12 protein-coding genes are annotated in these 12,634 nt (G+C 60.9%); 3 read left to right on the top strand and 9 right to left on the bottom strand.

Translation table 11 applies throughout. The annotated features are described in order from the left end of the window. Positions 1 to 68: 68 nt before the first annotated feature. Positions 69 to 1,292, top strand: a complete 1,224-nt coding sequence (gene pepT, locus QO002_RS25860; RefSeq protein WP_307236250.1) for a peptidase T — start codon at positions 69 to 71, stop codon at positions 1,290 to 1,292. Positions 1,293 to 1,595: 303 nt separating this feature from the next. Here pepT and QO002_RS25855 read toward each other — a convergent pair whose 3' ends face one another. The 9 genes from QO002_RS25855 to QO002_RS25815 form a co-directional block, all read right to left on the bottom strand. After that, positions 1,596 to 2,339 (bottom strand): amino acid ABC transporter ATP-binding protein, encoded by a 744-nt coding sequence (locus QO002_RS25855; RefSeq protein ID WP_307235392.1) that lies wholly within the window; start codon positions 2,337 to 2,339, stop codon positions 1,596 to 1,598. Next, on the bottom strand, positions 2,336 to 3,310 hold the full coding sequence (locus tag QO002_RS25850) for an amino acid ABC transporter permease (RefSeq protein ID WP_307235389.1): 975 nt from the start codon (positions 3,308 to 3,310) through the stop codon (positions 2,336 to 2,338). Before QO002_RS25850 ends, QO002_RS25855 begins: the two co-directional genes overlap by 4 nt. Positions 3,311 to 3,366: 56 nt before the next feature. After that, a complete protein-coding gene (locus QO002_RS25845) occupies positions 3,367 to 4,200 on the bottom strand; it encodes a transporter substrate-binding domain-containing protein (RefSeq protein ID WP_307235387.1) in 834 nt (277 codons plus the stop codon). 149 nt (positions 4,201 to 4,349) lie between these two features. Then, positions 4,350 to 4,739, bottom strand: coding sequence for a carboxymuconolactone decarboxylase family protein (locus tag QO002_RS25840; RefSeq protein ID WP_307235385.1), 390 nt, complete (start codon positions 4,737 to 4,739; stop codon positions 4,350 to 4,352). Then, positions 4,732 to 5,544, bottom strand: coding sequence for an alpha/beta fold hydrolase (locus tag QO002_RS25835; RefSeq protein WP_307235382.1), 813 nt, complete (start codon positions 5,542 to 5,544; stop codon positions 4,732 to 4,734). Before QO002_RS25835 ends, QO002_RS25840 begins: the two co-directional genes overlap by 8 nt. Position 5,545: 1 nt before the next feature. Next, positions 5,546 to 6,625, bottom strand: coding sequence for an LLM class flavin-dependent oxidoreductase (locus tag QO002_RS25830; protein ID WP_307235380.1), 1,080 nt, complete (start codon positions 6,623 to 6,625; stop codon positions 5,546 to 5,548). A gap of 43 nt (positions 6,626 to 6,668) precedes the next feature. Then, complete coding sequence (locus tag QO002_RS25825; RefSeq protein ID WP_307235378.1) at positions 6,669 to 8,180, bottom strand: aldehyde dehydrogenase; 1,512 nt, start codon at positions 8,178 to 8,180, stop codon at positions 6,669 to 6,671. Between the two features lie 49 nt (positions 8,181 to 8,229). Next, a complete protein-coding gene (locus tag QO002_RS25820) occupies positions 8,230 to 9,213 on the bottom strand; it encodes a flavin reductase family protein (protein ID WP_307235376.1) in 984 nt (327 codons plus the stop codon). Between the two features lie 189 nt (positions 9,214 to 9,402). Further along, on the bottom strand, positions 9,403 to 11,208 hold the full coding sequence (locus tag QO002_RS25815; protein ID WP_307236248.1) for a helix-turn-helix domain-containing protein: 1,806 nt from the start codon (positions 11,206 to 11,208) through the stop codon (positions 9,403 to 9,405). A gap of 167 nt (positions 11,209 to 11,375) precedes the next feature. Between QO002_RS25815 and QO002_RS25810 the strand changes: the two genes are divergently transcribed. Together QO002_RS25810 and QO002_RS25805 are read left to right on the top strand one after the other, a co-directional pair. Next, on the top strand, positions 11,376 to 11,963 hold the full coding sequence (locus QO002_RS25810; RefSeq protein ID WP_307235374.1) for an amino acid synthesis family protein: 588 nt from the start codon (positions 11,376 to 11,378) through the stop codon (positions 11,961 to 11,963). 80 nt (positions 11,964 to 12,043) lie between these two features. Further along, positions 12,044 to 12,538: an Lrp/AsnC family transcriptional regulator gene (locus QO002_RS25805; protein ID WP_307235372.1), complete on the top strand. Its 495-nt coding sequence runs from the start codon at positions 12,044 to 12,046 to the stop codon at positions 12,536 to 12,538. The last annotated feature ends 96 nt before the right edge of the window (positions 12,539 to 12,634 follow it).

Here is a 12,634-nt window from a genome sequence, read left to right as displayed (position 1 = left end):
CCGGCCCGGCAACGCCCGAAACAGGCCCGACGGCGGTCCGCCAAGCTCAATCGACAGGAATCACGATCATGGACCTTCGCGAAGAACTGATTAGCCGGTTTTTTCGATATGCCGCAATAGAAAGCCAGAGCAACGCGCGCTCCCAATCTTTGCCATCCTCGCCCGGACAGGCGGTCCTTGCCGACTTGCTGGCGGACGAGATGCGCACACTCGGCTTGAGTGATGTTATCGCGGACGAAAATGCCATCGTGACGGCTGTAAAACGCGGCACCAGACGTGACGCGGTCCCGATCGGCTTTATCGCCCATCTCGACACTGTCGATGTCGGCCTCTCGCCCTTTATCCAACCCCAACTCCTTCGCTTCGAAGGCAGCGACCTTTGCCTCAACCACCGAGAGAATATCTGGCTCAGGGCCGCGGAGCATCCGGCGCTTACTCCCTGGAAGGGGGAGGACATCATCGTCAGCGACGGCACCAGCGTGCTCGGCGCCGACAACAAAGCCGCAATCGCTATCATCATGACGCTGATCGGCCAGCTCGATCAGCTGGACGGCCACGGCGACGTTTTCATCGCCTTCGTGCCGGACGAAGAGATTGGCTTGCGCGGCTCCAAGGCAATTGACCTGGCACGCTTTCCCTGCGCGTTCGCCTATACGATCGATTGCTGCGAACTCGGCGAGGTCGTGCTGGAGACCTTCAATGCTGCGTCCTGCGAGATTGTCTTCAAAGGAATCAGCGCTCATCCCATGTCGGCAAGGGGAAACCTGGTGAACCCGCTGCTCATGGCAGTCGATTTCATCTCACAATTCGACCGCGGCGATATGCCCGAACACACCGAGGGCCGCGAAGGTTTTTTCTGGTTCAAGGACTTGGTGGCGAACGATACCGAAGCGACGCTGACCGCGCTGATCCGCGACTTTGACAACGCGGGCTTCGATTGGCGAAAGGCTCGGATCAGAGAGGTCGCCGAATTGATTCAATGGCGATATCCAGGCGGGGACATCCGTAGCCGCATCACCGACACCTATCGCAATATCTTGAGTCATCTTGCAGGAGACAATCGTGCCGCGGCTCTTCTGTTCGAGGCGATGGACCAACTCGGAATCGAAAAGAAAATTACCCCGATGCGGGGTGGGACCGACGGCGCAGTCTTGTCAGCCCGCGGAATCCCGACGCCAAACTTCTTCACCGGAGCCTACAACTTCCATTCCCGTTTCGAGTTTCTACCTGTGCCGGCCTTCGAACGCTCGCTCGCTGTTGCAATAAGGATTTGCAGTCTCGCCGCAGCCTGAACGCCTTCCTTAAAATCGCCGATTGACATGGCGACATCTATGGGATGCGAAGGAGGATGCCCGCGCCGAAGCCGCAATCGATTTGTTGGCCCTAAAGGCGAATGCCAGCCGATGAAGAGAAATTGCTCGCCCGGCCCAAGCGCAGAATCTAAGAGAAGTTCGTTTGGCAGTCTGTTGTTTCGGCCGGATATGCAGAAGGCGAGCCTTGTTGGGGCATTCGTCACCGCACTCACAAACGTGCGCAATACTCGGCAGAGGGACCAGGCGTTTACCCTTTGATCCCCTACCGAATCGCTTGCGCATCTAATGCTTAAGGATCTGGCTGAGAAAGAGCCTCGTGCGCTCATGCTTGGGATTGGTGAAGAACGCCTGCGGGTTGCCCTCCTCAACGATCTGGCCCGAGTTCATGAAGATGACGCGGTCGGCAACCGCGCGAGCAAAGCCCATTTCATGAGTGACGCAGACCATTGTCATTCCATCCTTGGCAAGGCTCGTCATCGTGTCGAGAACCTCTGAGACCATTTCCGGGTCTAGGGCCGAGGTCGGCTCGTCGAACAGCATGATGGCCGGTTCCATGCACAGGCTGCGGGCGATCGCGACGCGTTGTTGCTGGCCGCCGGAAAGCTGGACCGGATATTTGTTGGCCTGCTCGGGGATACGGACGCGCTCCAGGAACCGCAGGGCCGTTTTCTCGGCTTCTGCGGCCGACAGGCCCTTTATCCACATCGGCCCGACCATGCAGTTCATCAGCACCGTCATGTGGGGAAACAGGTTGAAGTGCTGGAACACCATGCCGACATTCTTGCGGACCTCGGCAACGTTGCGCATCTTGTCGTGCAGGGTGATGCCGTTGACGATGATCTCGCCCTGCTGATGGGCTTCGAGCCGGTTGAAGCAACGGATAAGCGTCGACTTTCCGGAGCCCGACGGTCCACACACGACGATACGCTCGCCTTTCCTCACAGTCAGATTGATGTCCTTCAGCACCTGGAACGCGCCATACCATTTGGCGACGTCCTTAGCCTCGATGATCAGGTCCATGCTCATCTGACTTTACTCCTGGCGTAGTGACGCTCGATGCGGGACTGGATGAGTTCGAGGCAGATCGACATGATCCAGTAGATCATCGCGGTCGAAATCAGCATTTCCATATGCTGAAAAGTCTTCTGGCCAAGCGTGCGGGCCAGGAACATCAGCTCCCAGACGCCGATGACGGACACCAGAGAACTGTCCTTGAGCATAGAAATGAACTGGTTGCCGGTCGGCGGAATGATGACGGGAAGAGCCTGCGGCAGGATGATCCGACGCATGGTAATTCCGAAGCCGAAGCCGATCGAGCGCGAGGCTTCCCACTGACCGCGGTCGATGCTCTGGATACCGGAGCGGAAGATCTCGGTCATGTAGGCGCCGTAGCAAAGCGACAGCGCCAGAATGCCGGCGGGAACCGCGTCGATGACGAAGCCGAGTTGCGGCAGGCCGAGATAGATCAGATAGACCTGCATCAGGAGCGGCAGGCCGCGGAAAAAGGATGTGTAGAAACTAGCGATCGCATAGGCAAAGCCGTTGGTCGAGAGCTTCGCTACGGCGCCAAGGATGGCAATGACGGAAGCGATGACGATCGAGATCGCGGACACATAGAGCGTCGTCACGGCACCCTGCGTGATTAGGAACGGCAGCTTTTGCCAGATGAACGGCAAGCTGAGATGAAAGGTCTCGAAGAAGGCGAGAAACAGCCCCAGCAGCTCCAGCCAGACGATGGCAACTTGAACCTTGAGCGGTGCGAAGCCGATCAGCACCACGTTCAGCGAAAAGATCACCGCAACGACGAAGGCCACGGCAAAACGTCCGTAGAGCCCGCTTTGCAAGGGATCGCCGATCACCGGGCGCATCAACTCGCCCATCACCGTGCCAGTCAGGTTGAATGCGAGGAAGACGGCCAGAATGATCGCGAACATCATGGCGACGAACCACGGCTTGTGCACGAGAACTTCCGCTTCAACTGTATCAGGATAGAGCATCTCTTGTCCTTCGGACGGTTTGGCGGCCCGTGGTTGCGGACCGCCAGAGAGGGTGGTTATTTTACGACGGTGTAATCGACGCCGTACCACTTAACCGAAAGCTTGCTGAGTGTGCCGTCGCTCTGCATGTCCTTCACCGCCTCGGATATCTTCGCATCGAACTCCGCATCGCCATGCTCGGTTGCGACGGCCAGCGGCTCGTAGAACACGGGTTCGCCGAGCTGCTTGATCGGATATCCCGCCTTTTCCGCATCGATGATGCTCGGCAGCGACGAGACGACCGCATCGAGACGGGTGCCGTCACCCAGGCGCAGGTCGTCGAACGCCGTCGTCGAATTGCTGTAGGACTTCACGTCCTTCGGCTTGAACTCGTATTTGAAGGCCGGTGCGCCTGCGGCGTCCAGCGTCAGGTCCTGCTTGGCATAGGCCTCGAAGGTGGACGTCGCCGTCGTGCCCACGGCCTTGTCGTTGAGATCGGCGAGCGTCGCGGCCTTGCTGTCCTTGTGAACGGCAACGGCGGCCGGGGTGTAATAGTAGATGCCGGGGAAATCGAAGATCTCCGCTCTCGCCTTAGTGGGTGTCATCGAGCCGACATGCATGTCCCAGCGACCCGACCAGTTGCCGGCGGTGATGATATCCCAACCGGGGGTGACGAATTCGACGCTGACACCCAGGCGCTTGCCGATATCCTTGGCGACATCGACGTCGAAGCCGTCGAGTTCGTTCTTGTCGTTCATGAAGGATTGCGGTGCCCAGTTGGCATCCGTCGCAACCTTGAGCGTCTTGGCCGCCAGAACGCGGTCCAGCACCGCCCCGGCATTGGCCGGAAGTGCCGACAATGTAAAGGCAAGCGAAGCTGCAAGCGCTGTCAGTCTGGTGAGATGTCTCATGCTGTCTGTTCCCTTTGTTGTTGATAGGTTCTGTGGCTCGACCCTCCCGGTCTCGCCGCCATGGTCGTCATCTAGTCATCACCGGATGCACCCGGTCTTCCGGTGATCCGGAGCATGTTTGTGCTGCCGCTTGCTTGAAACGGCGGAAATCAAAGCTCACCCTTCTCGCGCATCTCAGCGCGGACATTGCCTGCCACGCGGAAAGCCTCGACGCCTGCGGGAATGCCGCAATAGACGGCGATCTGGACGAGTGCGGCGCGCAGTTCGTCGTCGCTCATGCCATTGCGGATCGCACCGCGGACATGGATGCCGAACTCGTGCATGCGGTTGAGGGCGGCCAGCATTCCAAGGTTGAGAAGGCTGCGCTGCTTGAGGTCGAGGCCGTCGTCGGTCCAGGCCGCACCCCAGCAATATTCGTTAAGAACATCCTGGAAAGGCCGGGAGAAATCGTCGGCATTGCCGAGAGCACGATCGACATAATCGTCCCCGAGCACCTTGCGTCGCACGGCCTCGCCGGCCTGTCGTAGCGAATCATCCATGGATCACCTCTTCTGCGGTCAGGAAATCTCCCATCAGGCGCGCTACCATCACCGGGTCTTCAATGAGAATGGAGTGGCGCAGACCCGGCAGGATCGCGAGCGTCGAACCGGGGATGCGATCGTGCATGTAGGTCGCCATGCGCGGGTTCGAGCCGGCATCCTCTTCGCCCGTCGCAATCAGCGTCGGGCAGCGGATCTGGTCGAGAAAACCGCCGAAATCCGTTTCCGCCAGAACACGATAGGCCGAGGCATAACATTCTGGATCGTTCTCGGAATCCCGCGCGCGCAGTCTCTCGATGATCTCCGGATTGCGCTCCTGAAACGCTTCCGTCAGCCAGCGCGATAGCGAGGCGTCATGATGGGCGCCGGGATTTCCGATCCTGAGGGCTGCAAGCCGGGTCAGAACCCGTTCGCGCTCCTCCGGCGTGCGGCCGGCGACTGTGGAGAGAAGCACAAGTTTTCTCAACCGCACCTGATGGGTGAGCGCCAGTCGCTGCGCGATCAGCCCGCCGAGCGAGAACCCCGCCAGATGGAAGGTTTCGAAGCCGGCATGCGCCGCCAGCGCCAGCGCCTCATCGACGAAATCGTCGATTTCGTATCGGCCCTTGATGCGTGTCGAGCCCCCGTGGCCGCGCAGGTCAAAGGTCAGGATCGTAAAGCGATCCTTGAGTTCAGCCACAACGCCGCCCCATGCCTCCAGGGAGGACCCGACGCCGTGGATGCAGACCAGCGGCTCCGGACCGTCGCCGTCGATACGGTAGTTGAGCGTCACGTCGCCGACGGTATGTTGCCGAAGCTCCGTCATCTCAGCGTCCCGAAACCACTGCGCGCTGGCGGTCCCGCTCACGGGCAGCGAAGAAAGGCATGACTTCATCGACGAACAGCCGCAGCGTCTTCTTCTGCAGTTCGAACGGCAGGTTGAAGGTGAGGCCCAGGCAGTATTGATCGACGCCAGCCGCCTCATAGGCGAGAAGCTTCTCGATCACTTCGTCCGGCGTGCCGAACATCAGGTTCTTGCAGATATTGTCCGGATTGTAGTTGTCCTTGCCCCTAACGCTCTCGAACGGAACCGCTTCCGGAAAACCATCCCGGACCGCGCCGATATTCTGCATGAGATTCTCGAAGGTCCGGCCGTAGTCCATGCTGTGTTGGACGGCGAGCTGCCAGTCTTCCGTCTTGTCGTAGACACAGGTCCGGCGCTGCATCATGAAGCGCGGCCGCGGAACTTCCGGATGATCGGCGACGGCCTTTTCGAACTTGTCGGCGAGAACCTGGATTTCGGCTGCTGGTGCAGACAGCGGTGTCGACAGGATATTGGCGCCGATGCTGATAGCCCAATCGAACGTGCCGGGATCGCGCGCCGCGACCCAGATTGGCGGATGCGGCTGCTGCAGAGGCTTTGGCACTGCAGTCGCCAGCGGAAATTTCCAGTAATGGCCGTCATGCGTATAATCGCCCTGCCACAGTTTCCGGACGGCCGGCACCAGTTCCTTGAGATAGGCGACGCCTTCCTGCTGCGGCATGCCGCCGGCCATGCGGTCGAATTCATATTGATAGGAGCCGCGGGCAATGCCGAATTCCAGCCGGCCATCCGTCAAGTGGTCGCAAAGTGCTGCCTCGCCGGCAAGCCGGATCGGGCTCCAATAGGGCGCAACCAGCGTCGAGGTGCCAAGCCGGATCTGCTCGGTATGCTGTCCCAGCCAGGTCAGCGTCTGGAACGGATTGGGCGAAATGGTGCATTCGATCGTGTGGTGCTCTGCGGTCCACAATGTTTCAAAGCCGCCTCCGTCCGCTATCCGGGCAAGCTCGAGCAGGTTGCTCTTGACCCTGGACATCGGCGCGTCCGGCGAGAAACGTTCCATGGTGAGTGAGACTGCGAATTTCATGAGAATTTTCCTCCCTCGCGGGCCTAGGGTTTCGTGTGCCCGGTCACTTCAGGCGAATGACGAAAGGGTCCTGCATGGCGCCGGAATAATCGATGATGACGTTCTTCAGCCGCGAGAACTCGCGCATCACCTCGAAGCCGCCACGCCGGCCGTAGCCGCTCTCCTTGAAGCCGCCATTGGCGGACATGAAGGACGACGAGCGATAGGTGTTGATCCACACCGTTCCCGCCTCGATCTGGTTGGCGAAGCGTAGCGCGCGGTCGATGTCCTTGGTCCATATGCCGGAGGCCAGGCCATAGCGGGTGTCGTTGGCAAGTTCGATCATCTGCTCTTCCGACGAGAAGGGCATGACGCCTACGACCGGGCCGAACAGTTCGTCGCGCATGAAGGTCATGTCGTTCTGCGCATCGGTCATGACCGTCGGCTCGAAATACCAGCCGCGCCCAAGCTCGCCCGATTGCGGACGCTTGCCGCCGACCGCGACCCTTGCCCCTTCCTTCACGCCGGAAGCGACATAGCCCTCGACCTTTGAAAGCTGGTCGGCCAGGGCAAGCGGACCGATATCGGTCTCGTCGACAGTCGGATGGCCGACCCTGATGCGTTGCGTGCGGTCAACCAGCGCCTCGACGAAACGGTCGTAGACGCTTGCTTCGACAAAGCACCGCGATCCGGCAACGCAGGTTTGCCCGGCTGCTGCAAACACCCCGGAGACGACGCCGTTGACTGCATGCTCGATATCGACATCGGCAAAGACGACATGCGGGGATTTGCCACCCAGCTCCATCGAGCAGGGAATGAGGTTTTCCGCTGCGTTTGCGGCAATCCGCCGGCCAGTCGCGGTGCTGCCGGTGAAGACGTATTTGGCGATGCCCGGATGCCGCGTCAGCGCTTCGCCCGCACTCGTTCCGGTGCCGGTGACCACGTTGACGACGCCGGCGGGAAAACCTGCTTCGGCAATCAGTTCCGCAAGCGCCAGCGTCGAGGCGGTCGCGTGTTCGGACGGCTTGATGACGACGGTATTGCCGATGGCAAGGCACGGCGCCAGCGTGCCGGTCAGAAGCATCAGGGGCGAATTCCACGGCGTGATCATGCCCACGACGCCGATCGGTTCGCGCAGGTTGAAGTTGAGCATGTCGAGCTTGTTGACCGGGATCGTCTCGCCCTGCAGCTTGTCCGCCATCCCGGCAAAATAGTGGTAGGCATCCGGCATGGCGCGCATCTGCGCCCGTGTTTCCTTGAGAAGCTTACCATTGTCGCGCGTCTCGATATCGGCCAGTTCGTCGGCGTGCTCCAGCACCAGATCGGCCAGCCGGCGCACCAGTCGGCCACGGTCGGTTTGCGTCATTCGCCGCCAGGCGGGATTGCGAAAGGCGGCCTGTGCGGACGAAACGGCAGCACCGACGTCATCGGCTTCGGCTTCGGCGAGTTCGTACCAGCGCTCGCCGGTGGTCGGGTCGAAGCTGTCGATATAGCGGCCATTCATCGGCGCCACGAACTGGCCGCCGATGAACAGGCCCTGGCGCGACCCTTCGATGGTTTTGACTGTCGTCTTCATATCAACTGTCCTGCCTTTCAAATTCATTCTCGGCGACTTGGCGGGCGAGCTAATCCTGGGCGAACGCTATCCAGGCGCGGGCCTGCCCGTCGATCATCGCCACCCGGCCGCCGTCGCCCGTGTCCATGTAGATGCCGAAGCGCTTTTCCTGCCGCTCGCGCACGTAGCGGCGCAGCATCGAGCGCAGTTCGTGGGTGGGGATCAGGTCGTAGGGCAAAGTGTCGATCGGGAAGAACTGCAGCCCGGCCGGCAAGTCTGCAGCAGCCGCGTCGGCCGCTAGCCGGGCGCGATAGATCAGGTAACCCGGGTCGCTGTCGGCGACGTCGAAGACCGAATAGAGAAACGTGTCTTCCGAAACGAGGCTCAGCGCATCGCCATCGTCGATCATCAGGCGGCTGTCGGCCTTACGCCGTCTTGCCGTCGGCAGGACCCAGCCGCCCTTCCCGTCTGAGCGCAGCAGCAAGTTGTCCTCCGCTTCGATGAGATAGCCGATAATCATGCCGTGCGAGGCAAGCCAACCGGCGGGCAGCGGATCCTTGACGCTGGCATAGCGGCCGCGGCAAAAGCCGAGCGGCGCCGAAGGACTGGTGCCGAAGGCCTGCACCTGGCCGACGAGGATGACGTGATCGCCGGCATCGATGCGGGTATGAACCGTGCAATCGAACCAGGTCAGGCTGTCGGTCAGGATCGGCGATCCGGTGTGCACCCGGTCATAATTGACCGACTGAAACTTGTCTGGTGATTTCGACGCGAACGCTGCCGAGACGTCGACCTGGCCTTCATGCAGGAGATTGACGGCAAAGGCCGCGGCCGCCGTGAAGGCCGGAAAACTCGACGCGGATTTCCCGACGCAGACGAGCAGCAGCGGCGGATCGAGCGATACAGAGGTGAAGGAATTGGCGGTCATGCCGCGGGGCGTGCCGTCCTCGTCTAGCGTCGTGATCACAGTGACGCCGGTGACGAACGTGCCGAAAGCGCGGCGCAGGGCGATGGGGTCGATTGCCGTATCGGGTCTTGCCGCTGTCTCAGCCATCGTTCCTGCCATCCTTATTCCAGTTCGATGAGAGGAGGCTAGCTGCTAGGGATCGGACGTTCTTCCTCCTGTCCGCAGGAAGGGATGGAAATCTCTTGCTCCGATCCGCAGTACGCAGAAAATGGACCGAGACGCACGCTTTCGCGACCGCATGCGCGGAACGCCTCTGCAGGAATTCAGTGGTAAGGGCTAGTTTTCGGCGGGGCTGCGATTGGCGATTACGGCATGCAGTCGTAACGCCAATTCGACGGCAAAGCGTTTTTCCGGCGTCTCCACATCGATGCCGAACAGCTCCTGGATACGCGACAGGCGGTATCGCAGCGTCGTCACATGCAGGCCCATCGTATCCGCGCAGGCCTGGCTGCGGCAGCCTTCCTGCAAATAGGTCGATAGCGTTTCGAGATAGGGCGTGCCGTTGTCGCGGTCATGCTCGGCGATGGCGCCGACGCTGTCATGGACAAACCCGCGGATATCGCCGGCATCGGACGCCGCGACCAGCAAAGGCAGCGGCCCGAAATCCTGCCCGGACAGCGCGCCGGTGCGACCGAAGGAACGGCCAATGCGGATCGTGCGGCTGCATCGCTCCCAGGCTGCGGGATAATCCGCAAGGCCGTTGCAGCGATTGCTAGCGACGACAACCGGTTCTTCCTCGAAGGACCGCCCGAGATCCTCGGCGACACGGCGCATCACCTTATTGAGCTTTTCCTGCCGCTTGCTGGCATCGAAGGGCACGAGGCAGACCAGCCCGCCGTCGGTGGCAATCACGTTCGCCGGTATCGTCGCCTGCTGCAATATGCGTGCGACGCTGTGCTCGACATCGATCGAGATGCCACCAAGGTTTTTCGTGCGGTCCGGAAAGTCGACGACGATCATCTGCTGCGCAGTTGCAAAATTGAGCCCGAGGCGTTGCGCCCGCTGCAGCAGGTCCCCGGCATTGCGCCAGCGCTGCTCGACGACTTCGAAAAACAGTTCCGTCTGGGTGCGGGTCTCGAACCGGAAGCGGATGAAACTGCGCATCATCTGGACATTGAGCGCATACTTGGCGCTATCGAGCATCAGCAGGTCCAAATCGCCGAATTCGCGCGACGACGGAAAGATGATCAGCGCACCGACCAGCTGGGCATCGACATTCAGCGGCTCGATCCGTGCCGAAATCGTGAACCGGCGCGTTCCGTCATCGAGAAACAGATTGGCCGTCTCGCTGCTGCCGCGATCGATCGCATCGCGCGCGGCGCGCATCAATGGCCGGCGCAGCGACGTCGCTGCCGCCTCCTGCCAGGCGGCATCCTCGAACTGGCCAAGATTGGGAGAGTGGCCAGGTATCACCTGGTTGGTGGTGAAATCGATGACAACAAGCGGATTGGGTAAGAGGGCGCCGATCATGCTCGACAGCGAGGCGACCGATCCGTCGGTCAGCACATGTTCCAATAGCGACGTATGCGCCTGCAAGGCTTTCTGCAGACGGTCGGACGAGCGCTTCTCCGCCTCCAGCCGGTGCTGCCGCTCGACGGCAATCGCTCCCAGATGCACGATCATGCCAAGGAATGCGAGATCGTCTTCGGAGACTTCGGTGATCTGGCGCGCGATCACGCTCAGCACCATCGGCCGGCCCTCGCTATCGGCACAGTTCATCGGCATGACCAGAACCGTGCGGTAATCACGCTCGAACGCCTCGCGCCGATAGCCGGGAAACTCCTCGGATTCTCGCGCATCGCGGATATAGACAGGCTCGTTGCGCTGAAGCGCAATCAGCGAGGGGCTTGTCGCCAGTTCCCACTTGTCCGGCAGTTGCCGTTGGATCAGCGTCGGATCATGCCGCACGACGACATGGGCATAACCATGGGCCGCATCGATCGCCATGATCGAGCCCAATGCCCAATGCGCATGGCGGCAGGCGGCAATAATCAGGTCGCGCAGTACAGCCGTGAGATCGCCCCCACTGTTGATCTGGCTGGCGACATCCCTCAATGACAGGATCTGCGATTTCTGGTCCACGCTGCGCATGTACTCCCTGGGCAGGCTGAAGTCTGCACCGTTACTCAGCCTTCATTCTACTCTTTTCCAGAGCAGAATGCAGTCATCCGTTCCTGCGAAAAGCAGGAAGATTTCTAGGCTCGCTGCTCACTAGTTTCGCCGACATCATCAACGGAAAGATCGCGACCATGGATATCGGCGTCAGGAAAATTGCCACGTTCATCGAGGAGACCGTCATCGAAGGCGGCAGGGATGCGGAACGGCCCATCACCATGGTGGTTGTCGCGGCCATCCTGCGTAATCCCTGGGCCGGACGGGGTTTCGTCGAAAACCTGCGGCCGGAAATCCTGCGCGTGGCGCCGGTGCTCGGCCAGGAACTGACACGCCGCCTGTTGGCTCTGATGCCAGCCGAAAAGGTCGAGGCGTTCGGCAAGACCGCCGCCGTCGGCGTCAATGGAGAAATCGAGCACGGCTCGGCCCTGATCCATACTCTGCGCTTCGGAAACGTCTTCCGCGACGCCGTCCACGGTACCTCCTACCTGGAATTCACCAACACGCGCGCGGCTCCCGGCGCGCTCCTGTCGTTGCCGATGACGCACAAGACCGAATCCGGCAAGCGCTCGCACTTCCTCACCGCGAGCTTCCAGATCGCCGATGCGCCGGGACCCGACGAAATCGTCGTCGCGATCGGCACCTGCGATAGCGGTCGGGCGCATGCCCGCATCGCCGACCGTTTCCAGGACATGGCGGAGATGGAAGCCGAAATGCACGCGTGAGCGCCAGTTTCGCCGCTTGATCATCAACGAGCGGTATCAGGGATGATTGCTGTTGCATCACCGGCAGGATATGAAGGCGCATGAAACTTGACGCGATCGACCTGCGCATCCTTGAGGCCGTCCAGCGTGACGGCCGCATCACCAAGGTGGCGCTGGCAGAAGAAGTCGGCCTGTCGCCAACCCCCTGCTGGATGCGGCTGCGCAAGTTGGAAAAAGCCGGCATCGTCTCGGGCTACCACGCCCGCGTCGCGGTCCGTCGCCTGGCGCCAGTCGCCAGCGTCATGATGGAAGTCACCCTCGAAAACCACCGGCAGGCGGATTTCGATCGCTTCGAACGCGCTGTTGCCGCCATTCCCGAAATCACCGCCTGCTGGTCGGTCGGCGGCGGGGTCGATTATATCCTGAGGATCATGGCTGCCGATATCGACGCCTACCAGCGTCTGGTCGACGGCCTGCTCGACCGCGAAATCGGCATCGCCCGCTATTTCACCTACATCGTCACCAAGACGGTGAAGGAGGAAACTGCGTTGCCGCTGTCGGTGCTTTTGGCCGCGCCGGAAGCACCGAACAGCTAGAGGATTCCTCTGCGGCAGCTGCCTTCTTTGGACCAATCCTCTCTTATCATCCGGCTCAACAGACCATTCCTCGCGTGAAAGCTGCCAGACTTCCGG

The sequence above is a fragment of the Pararhizobium capsulatum DSM 1112 genome, assembly GCF_030814475.1.
GTDB classification, from domain to species: domain Bacteria; phylum Pseudomonadota; class Alphaproteobacteria; order Rhizobiales; family Rhizobiaceae; genus Pararhizobium; species Pararhizobium capsulatum.
This window is presented reverse-complemented; position numbering and strand designations above follow the sequence as displayed.